This window comes from Bradyrhizobium huanghuaihaiense, assembly GCF_007830635.1.
Classification (GTDB): domain Bacteria; phylum Pseudomonadota; class Alphaproteobacteria; order Rhizobiales; family Xanthobacteraceae; genus Bradyrhizobium; species Bradyrhizobium huanghuaihaiense.
This window is the reverse complement of the sequence record NZ_VLLA01000013.1, coordinates 19,715-36,817: the sequence shown is the minus strand read 5'-3', so window position 1 is coordinate 36,817 and position 17,103 is coordinate 19,715. Positions and strand designations below refer to the sequence as shown.

13 protein-coding genes are annotated in these 17,103 nt (G+C 65.2%); 5 read left to right on the top strand and 8 right to left on the bottom strand.

Features of this window, described 5'->3' with window-relative positions; genetic code table 11:
* Positions 1-2: 2 nt before the first annotated feature.
* The 3 genes from IQ16_RS24565 to IQ16_RS24555 form a co-directional block, all read right to left on the bottom strand.
* Positions 3-716: an ABC transporter ATP-binding protein gene (locus IQ16_RS24565; RefSeq protein WP_018646804.1), complete on the bottom strand. Its 714-nt coding sequence runs from the start codon at positions 714-716 to the stop codon at positions 3-5.
* A complete protein-coding gene (locus IQ16_RS24560) occupies positions 713-1,510 on the bottom strand; it encodes an ABC transporter ATP-binding protein (RefSeq protein ID WP_018646805.1) in 798 nt (265 codons plus the stop codon). Before IQ16_RS24560 ends, IQ16_RS24565 begins: the two co-directional genes overlap by 4 nt.
* 66 nt (positions 1,511-1,576) lie before the next feature.
* Positions 1,577-2,443: an IclR family transcriptional regulator gene (locus IQ16_RS24555; RefSeq protein WP_020608074.1), complete on the bottom strand. Its 867-nt coding sequence runs from the start codon at positions 2,441-2,443 to the stop codon at positions 1,577-1,579.
* 130 nt (positions 2,444-2,573) lie between these two features.
* On the opposite strand from IQ16_RS24555, the gene IQ16_RS24550 reads away from it, so the two are divergent.
* The 5 genes from IQ16_RS24550 to pimD all read left to right on the top strand — a co-directional run bounded on the left by IQ16_RS24550 (position 2,574) and on the right by pimD (position 10,281).
* Positions 2,574-4,670 carry a 3-hydroxyacyl-CoA dehydrogenase NAD-binding domain-containing protein gene (locus tag IQ16_RS24550; RefSeq protein ID WP_018646807.1) on the top strand — a complete coding sequence of 699 codons (2,097 nt, stop codon included), beginning with the start codon at positions 2,574-2,576 and terminating at the stop codon, positions 4,668-4,670.
* 111 nt (positions 4,671-4,781) lie between these two features.
* Positions 4,782-6,458, top strand: coding sequence for a dicarboxylate--CoA ligase PimA (pimA, locus tag IQ16_RS24545; protein ID WP_018646808.1), 1,677 nt, complete (start codon positions 4,782-4,784; stop codon positions 6,456-6,458).
* Complete coding sequence (locus IQ16_RS24540) at positions 6,455-7,642, top strand: acetyl-CoA C-acyltransferase (protein WP_018646809.1); 1,188 nt, start codon at positions 6,455-6,457, stop codon at positions 7,640-7,642. The genes pimA and IQ16_RS24540 overlap by 4 nt, the downstream gene beginning before the upstream one ends.
* Before the next feature lie 142 nt (positions 7,643-7,784).
* Positions 7,785-8,975, top strand: coding sequence for a pimeloyl-CoA dehydrogenase large subunit (gene pimC / locus IQ16_RS24535; protein ID WP_018646810.1), 1,191 nt, complete (start codon positions 7,785-7,787; stop codon positions 8,973-8,975).
* Positions 8,976-9,138: 163 nt separating this feature from the next.
* Positions 9,139-10,281, top strand: coding sequence for a pimeloyl-CoA dehydrogenase small subunit (pimD, locus tag IQ16_RS24530; protein ID WP_018646811.1), 1,143 nt, complete (start codon positions 9,139-9,141; stop codon positions 10,279-10,281).
* A 308-nt stretch (positions 10,282-10,589) separates the two neighbouring features.
* On the opposite strand, the gene IQ16_RS24525 is transcribed toward pimD, so the two are convergent.
* From IQ16_RS24525 to IQ16_RS24500, 5 genes are all read right to left on the bottom strand, one after another.
* Positions 10,590-11,681, bottom strand: a complete 1,092-nt coding sequence (locus tag IQ16_RS24525) for a TRAP transporter substrate-binding protein (protein ID WP_018646812.1) — start codon at positions 11,679-11,681, stop codon at positions 10,590-10,592.
* Between the two features lie 459 nt (positions 11,682-12,140).
* Positions 12,141-13,229 carry a TRAP transporter substrate-binding protein gene (locus tag IQ16_RS24520; protein WP_018646813.1) on the bottom strand — a complete coding sequence of 363 codons (1,089 nt, stop codon included), beginning with the start codon at positions 13,227-13,229 and terminating at the stop codon, positions 12,141-12,143.
* A gap of 457 nt (positions 13,230-13,686) precedes the next feature.
* Positions 13,687-15,000: an NAD(P)H-dependent oxidoreductase gene (locus IQ16_RS24510; protein ID WP_018646814.1), complete on the bottom strand. Its 1,314-nt coding sequence runs from the start codon at positions 14,998-15,000 to the stop codon at positions 13,687-13,689.
* 162 nt (positions 15,001-15,162) lie between these two features.
* Positions 15,163-15,963, bottom strand: a complete 801-nt coding sequence (locus tag IQ16_RS24505; RefSeq protein WP_018646815.1) for a phytanoyl-CoA dioxygenase family protein — start codon at positions 15,961-15,963, stop codon at positions 15,163-15,165.
* 143 nt (positions 15,964-16,106) lie between these two features.
* Positions 16,107-16,784, bottom strand: a complete 678-nt coding sequence (locus IQ16_RS24500) for a GntR family transcriptional regulator (protein ID WP_018646816.1) — start codon at positions 16,782-16,784, stop codon at positions 16,107-16,109.
* Positions 16,785-17,103: the final 319 nt, after the last annotated feature.

Genomic DNA, 17,103 nt, shown 5'->3' with positions numbered 1-17,103 from the left:
CCTCAGTAACCCAGATAGGATTTGCGGATTTCTTCGTTGTTCGCGATGTCCTTGGCATTGCCCGACATCACGATGCGGCCGGTCTCGATCACGTAGGCCTGGTCGGCGAGCTCGAGCGCGAGCTGGGCGTTCTGCTCGACCACCAGGATCGACACCTTGTCCTCGCGGTTGATCTTGCCGAGGATGCCGAACAGGTCGCGCACCACCAGCGGCGCGAGGCCGAAGGAGGGCTCGTCGAGCAGCATCAGCCGCGGCCGCAGCATCAGCGCGCGGGCGACCGCGAGCATCTGCTGCTCGCCGCCGGAGAGCGTGCCGGCCTGCTGGGTGTGGCGCTGCTTCAGCACCGGGAAATGCGCATACATGCGCTCGATGTCGGAGACGATGCCGGCGCTGTCCTTGCGGGTGATGGCCCCCAACTGAAGGTTTTCCTCCACCGTCATGGTGGTGAATGTGCCGCGGCCCTGCGGCACATGGGCGATGCCGAACCGCACGATGTTCTCGGTCGAGCGGTTGCTCAGCGGCTTGCCGTCGAATTCGATCGCGCCGGTGGAGCGCACCATGTTGCAGATCGCGCGCAGCGTCGTGGTCTTGCCGGCGCCGTTGGCCCCGAGCAGCGTCGTCAGCGACCCCTCGTTGAGCGAGAAGGACAGGCCATGGAGCGCCTGGACCTGGCCGTAATAGGCGCGCAAGTCCTTGACGTTGAGCAGAGTCGTCATTGGTCCTTGCTCCCGAGATAGGCCTTGATGACGTCGGGGTCCGCCTGCACCTGGGCCGGCGTGCCTTCCGCGAGCTTCTTGCCGAAATTCAGCGCGACGACGTGGTCGGCGATCGACATCACGAGGCCCATGTGATGCTCGACCAGCAGCACCGTCATGTGGCGTTCGTCACGGATTTTGCGGATGAGGTCGCCGAGCACATAGACTTCCTCGTGGTTGAGGCCGCCGGCAGGCTCGTCGAGCAGCAGGATCTTCGGATCGGCAGCCAGCGCGCGCGCCAGCTCGACGCGCTTCTGCGTGCCGAAGGGCAGGCCGGACACGGTGGTGTGGGCGACGTCCTCGAGGTCGAGATAGGCGAGGATCTCGTGCACCTTCTTGTTGACGTCGTTCTCGCTGCGCCGGACCCACGCCAGTTTCAGGGAGTCGCTGATGATGTCGCTGGAGGTCTTCGAATGCGCGCCGACGCGGACGTTGTCCATCACCGACAGGTTCGGAAACAGCGCAACGTTCTGGAAGGTGCGGCCGATGCCGATCTCGGCGATCCGGTGCGGCGGGCGCGACAGGATGCTGACGCCCTCCATCAGGATGTCGCCGGACGACGGCTGATACAGCCGCGAGAGGCAGTTGAAGAGCGTTGTCTTGCCGGCGCCGTTGGGGCCGATCAATCCGAGGATCTGGCCCTTGTGCATGTTGAAGGACACGCCGTTGAGCGCGATGATGCCGCCGAACACGACGCTGACGTCGCGAACCGCGAGCAGGGGCGATGTACCCTGCGCGAGCTGTGCCTGCGTCATCTCGTCTCGCCCACGATGTTCAGTGGGCGAAGGGGCGATGCGAACCGCTCCCTGTGATGACAAAGGCTATCTGATCCCCTCGGCCACACGCGCAACTTTTCCTCCTGATTTCAGCTTTTTGCTGACTTCTTTTTTGGAATGCGGCATCAGACCCCCGAGTGCCGCTTCGATGTTCCTTACCATCGCAAGCAGACGCGGTCCAATGTCGTTGATCAAACGCTCTTCCGTGAAGCGGAATGCGGGCGCGCCGCAATTGAATGCGTAAGGTCCGGTTCCGTCGTTGAGCTTGAGCGCGACGCCGGCGGCGCCGATGTCGTCGTGCCAGTCGCCGACGGAGATCGCAAAGCCGTACTTCGCGACGGTCTCGCCGGAACGTTCGAGGCCATCGCGCATCTTGGGCCAGCGGCTGCCGTAATGTTCACGCAGCATGCGTGACACCTCGGCACGATTGTCTTCGTCGAGCGCCCAGAAATAGGCGCGGCCCATCGCGCTGGTTGCAATCGGCACGCGCGAGCCGACGTCAAGTTGAACGCCGACCGTCTCGCTGCCGCGGCTCTGCCCGAAATAGATCATGCTGTGACGATCGCGTCCGCCGACGGCGACGGCGCCGCCGGTGGCGCGCATCACTTCCTCGCGAAACGGCTCGGACAAATGCCGAACACCGAGATTGGCGAGCGCGGCGTAGCCGAGCGACATCGCGGCGGGCGCGAGCTGGTACTTCTCGAAACGGGGAACCGGCGTCAGATAGCCGAGCTTGGTCAGCGTATAGGTCAGCCGCGATACGGTCGGCTTCGGCAGATTGGTCCGCGCCGCGATCTCCTGATTGCCGAGCAGGCCGTCATTGGGTTGGAATGCGCGCAATACGTCCAGTCCGCGGGAAAGCGCGACGACGAAATTCCGATCGGTCGCAGTCTTCTTTCCTGTACGCTTCATCCCTGATCTGCTTCTTGCGCGGAGTCGTTGACAAGCCACGTGCTTCAAAATAACCCTGCCGTCAAGATGCGGAATTAAATTCCGCACCGCGAAATCGAACAAAAGTAAATCCCCACCAAGGAGGGAAACCGTGAGCGAAGTGGTCAAGCTTGAGCGTCATGACGGAGTCGGGATCGTCACGGTCAATAGCCCTCCGGTCAATGCGCTGAGTGCCGCGGTCCGAGGCGGTATCCTGGAATGCATCAAGGAAGCGGTCGCCGATCCCGCCATCAAGGGCATCGTGCTGACCTGCGCCGGCCGCACCTTCATCGCGGGCGCCGACATCACCGAATTCGGCAAGCCGCCGAAGCCGCCCGCCCTCAACGACGTCCTCGCCGAGCTCGAGAATTCGCCGAAGCCCGTGGTGGCCGCGATCCACGGCACCGCGCTCGGCGGCGGCCTCGAGGTCGCGCTCGCCTGCCATTTCCGCGTCGCGGTGAAGGAGGCCAAGCTCGGCCTGCCCGAGGTCAAGCTGGGCCTGTTGCCCGGCGCCGGCGGAACCCAGCGCCTGCCGCGCGCGGTCGGGCCTGAGCTTGCGGTCAAGATGATCGTCGGCGGCGACCCGATCGGGGCCGCGGAAGCGCTCAAGAACGGCCTGATCGAGGAGATCATCGAAGGGCCGGCCTCCGGCGGCGAGGCTTTCGTCCGCAAGCTCATCGCCGAGAAGCGTCCGCTGCGCCGCCTGCGCGACGACGATTCCAAGATCGCGGCCGCCAAGGCCGACCGCTCGATCTTCACCAATGCGGTCGCCGCCATGACCAAGAAGTCGCGCGGCCTGGAAGCCCCGTTCGCGGCCGCCGACGCCGTCGGCTATGCCATCGACCTGCCGTTCGACGAAGGTCTGAAGAAGGAGCGCGAGGGCTTCCTCAAGCTCGTCGCCAGCGACCAATCCAAGGCGCAACGCTATGCCTTCTTCGCCGAGCGCGAAGCCGCCAAGATCGCGGGCGTTCCTGAGGGCACCAAGTCGCGGCCCGTGAACCGCGTCGCCATTCTCGGCGCCGGCACCATGGGCGGCGGCATCGCGATGTCCTTTGCCAATGCCGGCGTGCCCGTCACGCTGATCGAGACCGGCGAGGAGCAGCTCAAGCGCGGCATGGGCATCATGCAGAAGAATTGGGAAGCGACCGCCGCGCGCGGCGGCATCCCGGCCGATGCGCCCGCAAAGCGTATGGCGCTGATCAACGGCGTCGTCGGCATCGAGAATGTCGGCGATGCCGACCTCGTCATCGAAGCCGTGTTCGAGACCATGGCGGTGAAGAAGGAGGTGTTCGGCAAGCTCGACCAGTACGTCAAGCCCGGCGCCGTGCTCGCCTCCAACACCTCGTATCTCAACATCGACGAGATCGCGAAGTCGACCAAGCGTCCGCAGGACGTGCTCGGCATGCACTTCTTCTCGCCGGCCAACGTCATGAAGCTGTGCGAGATCGTGCGCGCCGACAAGACCGCGCCGGACGCGCTGGTGACGGCCGTCAACATCGCGCGGAAAATTGCCAAGGTGCCGGCCGTGGTGGGCGTCTGCGACGGATTTGTCGGCAACCGCATGCTGGCCCAGCGTGGCAAGCAGTCGGAAAAGCTGCTTTTCGAAGGCGCGCTGCCGCAGCAGGTCGACGCGGTCGTCACCAAGTTCGGCATGCCGATGGGGCCGTTCGCGATGGGCGATCTCGCCGGCCTCGACATCGGCTGGCGCTCGCGGAAAGACCGCGGCATCAAGTCGGAGATCGCGGACGCGCTCTGCGAAGCCGGCCGCTTCGGCCAGAAGACCGGCAAGGGCTACTACAAGTACGAAGCCGGCTCCCGCGCGCCGCTGCCCGATCCGGAGGTCGAGAAGCTGATCGACGAGACGCTGCTGCGCTTGGGGCGCAAGAAGCGCGTCGTCAGCGACGAGGAGATTTTGGAGCGCATGATGTACCCGATGATCAACGAGGGCGCGAAGATCCTCGAAGAGGGCATCGCGGCGCGTCCGTCCGACATCGACGTGGTCTGGCTCTACGGCTATGGCTGGCCGATCTATCGCGGCGGCCCGATGTTCTGGGCGGACACCGTCGGCCTCAAGCACATCGCCGATCGCCTGTCGTTCTACGCCAAGGAGACCAACGATCCGAGCCTCGAGCCCGCCCCGCTGCTGAAGAAGCTCGCGGCGGAAGGCAAGACGTTTGCGTCGCTGGCCGCGGCGTCGAAGGCGGCGTGATGGTTGGCGTCATTCCGGGGCGATGCGCAGCATCGCGCCCGGAATCTCGAGATTCCGGGTTCGGCTCTTCGAGCCGCCCCGGAATGACGGTTTGTGCGGTTTAAGGAATCCATGACCCATCCCGGCGAACAGTTTTACCCCGAGGGCGTGCGGTGGGACGACACCATCGCCCAGGGCTCGCTGCCCGACCTCCTGTCGAAAGCCGCGGCGACTTACGGCCCGCGCACCGCGCTGGAATTCCGCGACCGTCCAATCAGCTACACCGAGCTCGCCGCGATGGCCGAGCGCGCCGCCGCCGCGTTCCTGCGCGCGGGCATCGGCAAGAACAGCTCCGTCGCGCTGTTCCTCGGCAATACGCCGGACCATCCCGTCAATTTCTTCGGCGCGCTGAAGGCAGGCGCCCGTGTCGCGCATCTGTCGCCGCTCGACGGCGAGATCGCGCTGACGCACAAGGTCTCCGATTCCGGCTCGCGCCTGCTCGTCACCTCGAACCTGCAGGCGCTGCTGCCGACCGCGCTGAAATTCCTGGAGAAGGGCCTGATCGACAAGCTCGTCGTCTGCGAGGACGACAATTGGGGCAAGGTCGGCACGCCGCAGGCGGCGATCCCCGATGACCCCCGCATCGTCACCTTCAAGGCCTTCGTCGAAGACGCCACCGCTCCGGCAGAGTGGCCGAAAGTCACGGCCGACGACGTCGCGCTGCTGCAATATACCGGCGGCACCACCGGCCTGCCCAAGGGCGCGATGCTCACCCACGGCAATCTCACCTCGGCGGTGTCGATCTACGACGTCTGGGGCAAGCCGGCGCGCGCCGCGCGCGGCGACGTGATCGAGCGTGTCATCTGCGTGCTGCCGCTGTTCCACATCTACGCGCTCACCGTGGTGCTCTTGTCCTCGCTCAGCCGCGGCAACCTGATCTCGCTGCATCAGCGCTTCGACGTCGAAGCCGTGATGCGCGACATCGAAATCAAGCGCGCGACTTACTTTCCGGGCGTGCCGACGATGTGGATCGCGATCGCCGCGCTCCCCGATCTCGACAAGCGCGACTTCTCCTCGCTGGCGACGATCGGTTCCGGAGGCGCGCCGCTGCCGGTGGAGATCGCGAGCTTCTTCGAGCGCAAGGTCGGCAAGAAGCTGCGCAGCGGCTGGGGCATGACCGAGACCTGCTCGCCCGGCACCGGCCATCCGCCCACGGGGCCGGACAAGCCCGGCTCGATCGGCCTGATGCTGCCCGGCATCGAGCTCGACGTCGTCGCGCTCGACGATCCCAAACGCGTACTGCCGCCGGGCGAAGTCGGCGAGATCCGGATCAAGGGCCCGAACGTCACCAGGGGCTACTGGAACAAGCCGGAGGGATCCGCGGATGCCTTCGTCGACGGCCGCTTCCTCACCGGCGATATCGGCTATGTCGACACGGACGGCTATTTCTTCCTGGTCGACCGCAAGAAGGACATGATCATCTCCGGCGGCTTCAACGTCTATCCGCAGATGATCGAGCAGGCGATCTACACCATTCCGGGCGTGCACGAGGTGATCGTGCTCGGCATCCCCGACCAGTACCGCGGCGAAGCCGCAAAAGCCTTCATCAAGCTCAAGCCCGACGCAAGGGCGTTCTCGCTCGACGAGCTGCGCACCCAGCTCGCCGGCAAGCTCGGCAAGCACGAATTGCCGGCCGCAGTCGAGTTCGTCGACGATCTGCCGCGCACGCCGGTCGGAAAATTGTCGCGCCACGAGTTGCGCCAGCAGCAGAAACCATCACAATCCAAGCAACCAGGAGGTCGCTCTTGACCGACGCCGTCATCGTTTCCACCGCCCGCACCCCGATCGGCAAGGCCTATCGCGGCATGCTCAACGCCACCGAGGGCGCAACCCTGCTCGGCCACGCGATTGGTGAAGCTGTCGCGCGCGCAAAAGTCGATCCGAAGGAGATCGAGGACGTCGTGATGGGCGCGGCGCTCCAGCAGGGCGCGACCGGCGGCAACATCGCGCGCAAGGCGCTGCTCCGCGCAGGTCTCCCCGTCACCGTCGCCGGCACCACCATCGACCGGCAATGCGCCTCGGGCCTGCAGGCGATCGCGCTCGCCGCGCGCTCGGTGATCTTCGACGGCGTCGAGATCGCGGTCGGCGGCGGCGGCGAGTCGATCTCGCTGGTGCAGAACGACAAGATGAACGGCTTCCACGCCCAGGACCCGGCGCTGCTCAAGATCAAGGGCGAGGTCTACATGCCCATGATCGACACCGCCGAGGTCGTCGCCAAGCGCTACGGCATCTCGCGCGAGAAGCAGGACGAATATTCGCTGGAGAGCCAGCGCCGCACCGCCGCCGCCCAGCAGGGCGGCAAGTTCAAGGACGAGCTCGCCCCGATCACGACGCAGATGGCGGTCACCGACAAGGCGACCGGCGCCGTGTCGATGAAGGAGGTCACGCTGTCGCAGGACGAGGGCCCGCGCCCCGAGACCACGATCGAAGGCCTCGCCGGCCTCAAGCCCGTGCGCGGCGACGGTTTCACCGTCACCGCCGGCAATGCCAGCCAGCTCTCCGACGGCGCCAGCGCCTCCGTGATCATGAGCGACAAGGAAGCCGCCAAGCGCGGGCTCAAGCCGCTCGGCATCTTCCGCGGCTTCGTCTCCGCCGGCTGCGAGCCGGACGAGATGGGCATCGGCCCGGTCTTCGCCGTGCCGCGCCTGCTCAAGCGCCACGGCCTCACCGTCGACGACATCGGCCTCTGGGAGCTCAACGAAGCCTTCGCGGTGCAGGTGCTCTATTGCCGCGACAAGCTCGGCATCGACCCCGAGAAGATCAACGTCGACGGCGGCGCGATTGCGGTCGGCCACCCCTACGGCATGTCGGGCGCGCGCCTCACCGGCCACGCCTTGATCGAAGGCCGCCGCCGCAAGGCGAAGTACGCGGTCGTCACCATGTGCGTCGGCGGCGGCATGGGCGCGGCGGGTTTGTTCGAGGTGTTGCAGTAGTTCACCGTCGTCCTGGCGAAGGCCAGGACCCATACTCCGCGGCCGGGGTAAGGGGCACAGACGGCAATTGCCTTCGCAAAACGAAGGCCGGTGGTAATGGGTCCTGGCTTTCGCCAGGACGACGAGGAAACAGGAGGATCCGATGGATCTCGCATTCACGAAAGAAGAGCAGGCGTTTCGCGAGGAAGTGCGGTCGTTCTTCCGCGACAACGTGCCGCCGGATACGCGGCGCAAGCTGGTCGAGGGCCGTCATCTCACCAAGGACGAGATGGTGACGTGGTGGCGCATCCTCAACAAGAAGGGCTGGGGCGTCAGCCACTGGCCGACGCAATATGGCGGCACCGGCTGGACCTCGGTCCAGCACTACATCTTCAACGAGGAGCTGCAGTCCTATCCGGCGCCGCAGCCGCTCGCCTTCGGCGTCAGCATGGTCGGCCCCGTCATCTACACCTTCGGCAACGAGGAGCAGAAGAAGCAGTATCTGCCGCGCATCGCCAATGTCGACGACTGGTGGTGCCAGGGCTTTTCGGAGCCCGGCTCGGGATCTGACCTTGCCTCGCTGAAGACGAAAGCCGAGCGCCGTGGCGACAAGTGGATCATCAACGGCCAGAAGACCTGGACCACGCTGGCCCAGCATGCCGACATGATCTTCTGCCTCTGCCGCACCGACAACAACGCCAAGAAGCAGATGGGCATCTCCTTCATCGTGTTCTCGATGAAGTCGAAGGGCGTCACCGTGCGCCCGATCCAGACCATCGACGGCGGCGTCGAGGTCAACGAAGTCTTCTTCGACGACGTCGAAGTGCCCATCGAGAACCTGATCGGCGAGGAGAACAAGGGCTGGGACTACGCAAAATTCCTGCTCGGCAACGAACGCACCGGCATCGCCCGCGTCGGCGTCTCCAAGGAGCGGCTGCGCCGCATCCGCGATCTCGCCGGCAAGGTCGAATCCGGCGGCAAGCCGATCATCCAGGACGCCGCCTTCCGCGAGAAGCTGGCCGCGTGCGAGATCGAGCTGAAGGCGCTCGAGCTGACGCAGCTGCGCGTCGTCGCCGATGAAGGCAAGCACGGCAAGGGCAAGCCCAATCCTGCATCGTCCGTGCTCAAGATCAAGGGCTCGGAGATCCAGCAGACCACCACCGAGCTCTTGATGGAAGTGATCGGCCCGTTCGCCGCGCCCTACGACGTGCACGGCGACGACGGCTCGAACGAAGCGATGGATTGGACCGCCCAGATCGCGCCGAGCTACTTCAACAACCGCAAGGTCTCGATCTACGGCGGCTCCAACGAGATCCAGCGCAACATCATCGCCAAGGCGGTGCTGGGGCTGTGAGTCGACAATGACGGTGTCGTCCCCCGCGAAGGCGGGGGACCCAGTACGCCGCGGCAGTCGTGAGTACGGCAGGCTGCTACGTTTACTGGATCCCCGCCTTCGCGGGGATGACGTCTGAGGGTGAGGCGACGGCAGGGCAATTCCCGCCGATTTGGAGAGAAACATGGATTTTGACCTGAACGAGGAGCAGCGGCTTCTCAAGGAAAGCATCGACGGCCTGCTGACCGATTCCTACGATTTCGAGCAGCGCAAGAAGTACATGAAGGAGAAGGGCGGCTGGAGCAAAACGGTCTGGCTCAAGCTCGCCGAGCAGGGCTTGCTCGGCCTGCCCTTCAGCGAGGCCGATGGCGGCTTCGGTGGCGGCGGCGTCGAGACCATGATCGTGATGGAAGCACTCGGCAAGGCGCTGGTGCTGGAGCCGTATCTGGCTACGGTCGTGATCGGCGGCGGCTTCCTGCGCCATGCCGCCACCGATGCGCAGAAGGCCGCGCACGTGCCTGGCATCATCGACGGCAGCAAGACGCTCGCCTTTGCCCAGCTCGAGAAGAACTCGCGCTATGATCTCTTCGATGTCGCGACGACGGCGAAGAAGAAGGGCGACGGCTGGATCATCGACGGCGAAAAATTCGTCGTGCTCAACGGCGAGAACGCCGACACGCTTGTCGTCACTGCCCGCACCAAGGGCGACCGCCGCGACAAGACCGGCATCGGCGTGTTCCTGGTCCCGGCCAATGCCAAGGGCGTCACGAAGAAGTCCTACCCGACCCAGGACGGCCTGCACGCCGCCGACATCACCCTCACCGGCGTCGAGGTCGGGCCGGATGCCGTGATCGGCAATCCCGACGACTCGCTCGCCCTGATCGAGCGCGTGGTCGATGAGGCCCGCGTCGCGCTCTGCGCCGAGGCAGTTGGCCTCATGGATGAATCGCTGAAGACCACCGTCGAGTACATCAAGACGCGAAAACAGTTCGGCGTCGCGATCGGCTCGTTCCAGTCGCTGCAGCACCGCGCCTCCGACATGTTCGTCGCCGCCGAGCAGGCGCGCTCGATGTCGATGTTCGCGACCATGGCGAACGATTTCGAGAACGCCAAGGAGCGCTCCAACGCGATTGCTGCGGCCAAGGTGCAGATCGGCAAGTCGCTGAAATTCGTGGGACAGCAGTCGATCCAGCTCCACGGCGGCATCGGCATGACCATGGAGGCGAAGATCGGCCACTACTTCAAGCGCCTGACCATGATCGAGAACACGTTTGGCGACACCGATTATCACCAGCGCCGCGTCGCGGATGCCGGCGGGTTGGTCTAGCCGCACGGCGATCGCTGCAACGACGGAGGTGCACTCCCTCTCCCGCTTGCGGGAGAGGGTCGGGGAGAGGGTGGTTCCGCAATGGGACAATCCCCAAGAGGAGAAAGCCCTCACCCGGCGCTCCGCGCCGACCTCTCCCGCAAGCGGGAGAGGTGTTAGCGTGCCGTAGCGGTCGTTTTAACTTAGCGCCAATCGAGCCAGCCGCACCACGGCTGTTATCACCCGCGAAAGCGGAAAGACCAAAGCAAAAGCCCCGGAGACATCTCCGGGGCTTTCGTCGTTTCCGACCTCGTTCGCCGTCCGGCGCCTCACGTCCGCGTGCGCATCCGCATCATGAAGCTGTCGTAGCTGAGCTCGGCGACCTGCATCCAGGCCAGCGATTCATTCCGGAACGCCGACAGGCTCGTATACATCTTCTTGAAGTGCGGGTTGGTCTTGGTGAGATCCGCATAGATCTCGTTGGCGGCATTGTAGCAGGCCTCGAGCACCTCCTGCGGGAACGGCTTGAGGATCGCGCCGGCCACCAGCAGGCGCTTCAGCGCCGGCGGATTGACGTAGTCGTATTTGCCGGTGACCCATGTGAAGGTGTCGCGCGAGGCCATCTCGATCGCGGCCTGATAGTGCTTGGGCAGCGCGTTCCACTTGTCGAGATTCATGACGTTGTGGCCCTGGCCGGTGCCTTCCCACCAGCCCGGATAGTAGTAGTACTTCGCGACCTTGACGAAGCCGAGCTTCTCGTCGTCATAGGGGCCGACCCATTCGGCCGCGTCGATCGTGCCCTTCTCCAGCGCCGGATAGATGTCGCCGCCCGCGATCTGCTGCGGCACGCCGCCGACCTTGGCGATGATCGTGCCGGCGAAGCCGCCGACGCGGAATTTCAATCCCTTGAAATCCTCCATCGACTTGACTTCCTTCCGGAACCAGCCGCCCATCTGGGCGCCGGTCGAGCCGGTCGGAATGCCGATCGTGTTGTATTCCTTCAAGAGGTCGTTGAGCATCTCCTGTCCGCCGCCGAACAGCAGCCAGGAAATATGCGCGCGCGTGTTCAGCCCGAACGGCAGCGACGTGCCGAAGGTGAAGGCGGGGTTCTTGCCCCAGTAGTAGTACAGCGCGGTGTTGCCCATCTCGACGGTGCCGTTCGACACCGCATCCAGCACCTGCAGGCCCGGGACGATTTCGCCGGCCGCGAACGGCTGGATCTGGAATTTGTTGTCGGTGACCTCGGCGACGCGCTTGCAGAAATATTCGCAGCCGCCATAGAGCGTATCGAGCGCCTTGGGCCAGCTCGCGGCGAGGCGCCATCTCGTCTCCGGCGAAGATTGCGCGATGGCCGGCGCGGCAATCGCGGTGCTCGCCGCCAGCCCTGCACCTGTCACTTTCAGGAATTCACGACGTTTCATGCCTATCCCTCCGTTGCGCCGATGTCCTCGACTAAGGGAACGATCTTGGTGTCGTCTTGGCTTCGCCGGGTACCGACGTGGTGTTGTGATGATTGTTTTTGGCGTTTCCGAAGGCCCTTCAGGGCTCTTTGTGGATCCCGCGCATTGCGGTTCCGGTGTGAGGATGACCGTTCGCCTCACGATAAGCAAGCGCCGTCGGAACGCTCGCAGTTGCGAAGGCTGAACGCGACCTCTCTCGCCGAACTCCGCAGCCGTAGGGTGGGCAAAGGCGCGACAGCGCCGTGCCCACGATCTTTCTCACTTGGCTAGAGCAGGTGGGCACGCTTCCGCCTTCGCTCTTCGAGCTACGGCGGACAAGTCGCTTTGCCCACCCTACGAGAGCTATGTCCAATGCAAAAGCCCCGGAGATGTCGCCATCTCCGGGGCTTCTCATTCTTTAGTCGTGTGCCGTCTAGCGCCTCACGTCTTCGTCCGCATCCGCATCATGAAGCTGTCGAAGCTCAGCTCGGCGACCTGGAACCAGGGCAGGGCCTCGCCGCGGAAGGCGGTCAGGCTCGCATACATCTTGCCGAAATGCGGATTGCTCTTGGAGAGATCGGCATAGATCTCGTTGGCGGCACCGTAGCAGGCCTCGAGCACGTCCTGCGGGAATGCCTTCAGGATGGCGCCCGACACCAGGAGCCGTTTCAGCGCCGGCGCGTTCAATGCGTCGTACTTGCCGGTGATCCAGGTAAACGTGTCGCGCGAGGCGGCATCGATCGCGGCCTGATAGTGCTTCGGCAGCGCATTCCACTTGTCGAGGTTCATGATGTTGTGGCCCTGGCTCGTGCCCTCCCACCAGCCGGGATAGTAGTAGTACTTCGCAACCTTGACGAAGCCGAGCTTCTCGTCGTCGTAGGGGCCGACCCACTCGGCGGCGTCGATCGTACCCTTTTCGAGGGCCGGATAGATGTCGCCGCCGGCGATCTGCTGCGGCACCGCGCCAAGCTTGGCCATGATCGTGCCGGCAAATCCGCCGATGCGCATCTTGAGGCCCTTGATGTCCTCCATCGACTTGATCTCCTTCCGGAACCAGCCGCCCATCTGGGCGCCGGTGGAGCCGGTCGGAATGCCGTAGCAATTGTGCTCCTTCAGGAGGTCGTTCACGAGCTCCTGCCCGCCGCCCCACAGCAGCCAGGAGATCTGCTGGCGCGTGTTCAGCCCGAACGGCAGCGCGGTGGCGAAGGTGAAGGCGGGATTCTTGCCCCAGTAATAGTAGAGCGCGGTGTTGCCCATCTCGACGGTGCCGTTCGACACCGCATCCAGCACCTGCAGGCCCGGGACGATTTCGCCCGCAGCGAACGGCTGGATCTGGAATTTGTTGTCGGTGATCTCGGCGACTTTCTTGGTGAAATATTCGCAGCCGCCATAGAGCGTGTCGAGCGACTTCGGCCAGCTCGTGGCGTAACGCCACCTGACCTCGGGCGAGCCTTGCGCGATAGCCGGCGCAGCGACAGCGCTCGCGGCCAGGCCCAATCCGCCTGCCGTCAGGAATTTACGACGTTCCATGCACTTCCCTCCGTGATGCCGATGCTTCGACCTAAGGGGAACGATCTTTGGGGTCGTCTTCTTGGTCGAGATCGACGTTGTTTTGTTGAGACTTGTGAGGCGTTTCCGAAGGCCCTGCCGGGCTCTTGTTGTTGGAATTCCGATCATTGCGGTTCCGTCAGCAAGGATGACCTGTCAGCCAGCGACAATCAAGCCTCATGCCGCGCTCGCAACTGCGAATGCGAGGCAGACGAAAGTCGATGATTGGCGAACTGCCGCACGATTGGGCAACAACGCGGCGTCGATGGAGGTGCGCTCCCTCCCCCGCCTGCGGGGGAGGGCTGGGGAGAGGGTGTCTCCGCAACGGGACAATCCCCCAGAGGAGAAAGCCCTCACCCGGCGCTACGCGCCGACCTCTCCCGCATGCGGGAGAGGTGCACCGAGACCGCGGCTGCACCAACTCAACCCCATCGCGCCGCTACCCCGCCTTCGCGAACGCCGCCTCCATCGCCTTCCTTGTCCTGATCGTCTCGTTGTTGGCATCGAACTCGACGTCGCTCCAGCGCACGATCTCGCCATGGGCGACGTCGTGCTTCAGCTTCAGGCGATGCGCGAGGCCGATCGGCAGGGCGCCCGCCTTCAGGCTCGCGGCGGCCGGCACCAGCTTGCCCCACACCGTGTAGCCGCCTTCGCCGTCGAGCATCTCGCCGGCGCGCAGGTTGCGCTTGGCCACTGCGGCGACGTCGCCGCGGAAGCCGAAAGCCTGGCCGGTCGCCTCGCCCCGCAGCGCGGCCGACAGGATCGAGATGTTCAGCTCGAGCCCGATCAGGTGATAGGGCTTGTACATCGCCGCGAAGCGTCCGCTGGCGTCGGTCTTCAGGCCGTATTGCCTGAAGCAGTCGGCGGCGTAGTCGTTCGGCGCCTCCAGCACGACATAGACGCCCCAGCGCAGGTCGCGAAACACCGGCCGTCCATCGCGCTCGAGCGAGGAGACCACTTCCACCACGCCGGACCGCTCCAGCACGCCGCCGCGCGAGCGCGGCCGCATGATGTGCGGCAGATCGTCCACGCCGCAGGGCGGAAACAGCAATCCTTCCGCGGGCACGTCGAGGCCGCAGGCGTTCGCAATCGCGGCCATCTCGATGGCCGATTTGGTGCCGTCGAGGAAGGAGTTGAACATCTGCGGGTTCATGCCGGCCGACTGCGCTTCGCCCGCGGTCAGGCCGTAATGCTGCCAGACGCCGTCGGGCGTCACGTCGTGATAGGCCGGCAGGTATTTTGTGCCCTTGCCGGCGGCGACGACGCGAAAACCGGTGGCGCGGGCCCAGTCGACCATCTCAGCGGTCAGTGCCGGCTGGTCGCCGTAAGCGAGCGAATAGACCACACCCGCCTTCCGCGCCTCCTCGGCGAGCAGCGGGCCCGCCAGCACGTCCGCTTCGACATTGACCATCACGATGTGCTTGCCCGCCGCGATCGCGGCACGCGCATGCCTGATGCCGACGGCGGGATTGCCGGTTGCTTCCACCACCACGTCCATCGCCCCGCCGGCGATGGCGCCGGCGCCGTCATCGGTGAAGACGGTCGCGGCGATCCGCTCGGCGCTCCAGCCCACGGTGCGGCACGCCTCGCGCGCGCGCTCGCGGTCGATGTCGACGATGATGGGCACCTCGAGTCCCGGCGTATGCGGCACCTGTGCGAGGAACATCGAGCCGAATTTGCCGGCGCCGATCAGCGCGACACGGACGGGCTTGCCGGCGGACGCGCGGGCTTGCAGGAGGCGGAAGAGGTTCATGGGGGATGTCCAGTGCAACTATCGTGTCCCGGACAAGGTGCAGCGTGCAACGCTGCGCCGCAGAGCCGGGACCCAGAGAAAAACTATGCGCGTGGCATGGGCCCCGGCTCTGCAGCGCACCGCTGAAGAAGCGCTGCGCTGCGTCCGGGGCACGAGACCGATTTACTCCGCCGCCTGCCTGGGCGCACGGGCAAGCCGCAGCAGCGCATCGTCGTCCACCGTCCTGATCGGCGCAAAGTCGCGATGTGCGATGTACTCCGGCCGCGTCGGCGTGCGGATGTAGTTCGAGACCGCGTTCAGCGTCAGGTACACGATCTTGCGCGGGAAGGGCGTGATGTTGCCGCTGGAGCCATGCACGAGATTGCCGTGGAACATCAGCATGCCGCCGGGCTTGCCGGTGGGCGCAACGATGCCGCCCTGCTTGACGAGGCGCGTCACCGTGTCCTCGTCCAGCGTCCAGAGCGGATAGGAGGTGGTGGCGAGGTCGTGCGAGGCTTCGAGGTCGCCGGCATTCTGGCTGCGCGGCACCAGCATCAAGGGGCCGTTGATCGGCATCACCTCGTCGAGGAAGATCGCGATGTTCATCGCCCGCGGCTCCGGCATGCCGTCGTCGCGCTTCCAGGTGCCGTAATCCTGGTGCCATTGCCAGACGTCGCCGGTGAAGGCCGATTTCGCGTTGATCTTGAACTGGTGCATGTAGACGGGTTCGCCGAACAATTGCTCGACCGGCTCGATCATGCGCGGATGCGCGCCGAGAGTGCGAAAGGCCTCGTTGTAGAGGTGCGCGGCAAAGGCCGTGCGCGGCGCGCCGCTCTTCTCGCGCCAGACCTCCGGCCGGTTGGCGTCGTAGATGCCGACCGCCTCGCGCGCGAGCAAATCGACCTCCTCCTGGCTGAACAGCTCGGGCAGGAACAGCCAGCCCTCGCGGTGGAAGAACTCCAATTGCTCCTGGGACAGTTTCATGGGTCGTCCTCCTGTTGTTTTGTTTTTGTCATTCCGGGGCGCGACGAAGTCGCGAGCCCGGAATCCATTTCTCCGCAGTCTCTGCCGCCCGATGGATTCCGGGCTCGATGCTGCGCATCGCTCCGGAATGACGGTGGCTGCGGCTACGCCGCCGCCGCGTCCGTCGCCTTCAATCTCTCCTCGGTCAGCCGTCCTGCCGTCTGCGCGTGCGCAAGCGCGGCGCGTTCGGCGGCCTTCGCGTCGCCGCCCAGAATGTGTCCGGCAATATCGGCATGCTCGGCCCAGGCGCTGTCGCGATAGTCGAGCTCCGACAGCACGGTCGCCATCGAGCGGCGCATATGCGGCCATTGCGGCGCGATGGTCTCCTCGATCACGGGATTGCCGGCGAGCTGATAGATCGCGCGATGAAATTCGACGTCGAGCGCGATGAGCTCGGCGAGCGACGTGGTGCGGTCGATACCGCGTCCGGCAGCGAGCGCCGTCTCCAGTCGCGCGCGTCCCGCCGCGTCGCTCGCAGCACGCTGAGCGGCAAGCCGCGCCGCGAGCGCATCGATGGCGCCGCGCACCTCGTAGAGCTGGCGGATGCGCGAGGGATCGAGCTGGGTGACTTCAAAGCCGCGCTTGCCGCTTTCGGCGACGAGACCTTGCCGGTGCAACAGATGCAGCGCATGCGACACCGGCTGGCGCGACACGCCGAGCTTGTCGGCGAGCTCGTTCTGCCGGATGCGCTGGCCGGGCTCGAGCGTGCGGTCGGAGATCGCCTCCAGGATGCGCGCATAGACCTGGTCGATCAGGTTCGGGAGCGGGTCGAGAGGAATCACGCCGGCGGCTCCGATAGGGAATACGGAATTCCGTATTCGAAAATAGAGCCCGATGGCCCTAGCGTCAAGTCAGGTTCAAGGCCCCCGACCCGCCGTAGAGACGCCTTTCTAAGCCATTGATATCGCAAGGGCCGCCTACTGTGCATGGGGTTGTTTTCGAAAAAGGCCCCGCTCTCGTGCCCCGGACGCAGCGCAGCGCCTCCTTAGCGGTGCGCTGCAGAGCCGGGGCCCATCCCTCCGCATTCGGCCGTGTCGCCATCTGGGTCCCGGCTCTGCGCAGCAACGCCAAGTGCGTTGCAGCGCGTCCGGGACAGGAGAT

What these genes read in the sequence shown, in the direction of transcription:
- IQ16_RS24565 (WP_018646804.1), bottom strand. Translation starts at nt 716, where the DNA reads ATGACGACTCTGCTCAACGTCAAGGACTTGCGCGCCTATTACGGCCAG.
- IQ16_RS24560 (WP_018646805.1), bottom strand. Translation starts at nt 1,510, where the DNA reads ATGACGCAGGCACAGCTCGCGCAGGGTACATCGCCCCTGCTCGCGGTT.
- IQ16_RS24555 (WP_020608074.1), bottom strand. Translation starts at nt 2,443, where the DNA reads ATGAAGCGTACAGGAAAGAAGACTGCGACCGATCGGAATTTCGTCGTC.
- pimA (WP_018646808.1), top strand. Translation starts at nt 4,782, where the DNA reads ATGACCCATCCCGGCGAACAGTTTTACCCCGAGGGCGTGCGGTGGGAC.
- pimC (WP_018646810.1), top strand. Translation starts at nt 7,785, where the DNA reads ATGGATCTCGCATTCACGAAAGAAGAGCAGGCGTTTCGCGAGGAAGTG.
- pimD (WP_018646811.1), top strand. Translation starts at nt 9,139, where the DNA reads ATGGATTTTGACCTGAACGAGGAGCAGCGGCTTCTCAAGGAAAGCATC.
- IQ16_RS24525 (WP_018646812.1), bottom strand. Translation starts at nt 11,681, where the DNA reads ATGAAACGTCGTGAATTCCTGAAAGTGACAGGTGCAGGGCTGGCGGCG.
- IQ16_RS24520 (WP_018646813.1), bottom strand. Translation starts at nt 13,229, where the DNA reads ATGGAACGTCGTAAATTCCTGACGGCAGGCGGATTGGGCCTGGCCGCG.
- IQ16_RS24510 (WP_018646814.1), bottom strand. Translation starts at nt 15,000, where the DNA reads ATGAACCTCTTCCGCCTCCTGCAAGCCCGCGCGTCCGCCGGCAAGCCC.
- IQ16_RS24505 (WP_018646815.1), bottom strand. Translation starts at nt 15,963, where the DNA reads ATGAAACTGTCCCAGGAGCAATTGGAGTTCTTCCACCGCGAGGGCTGG.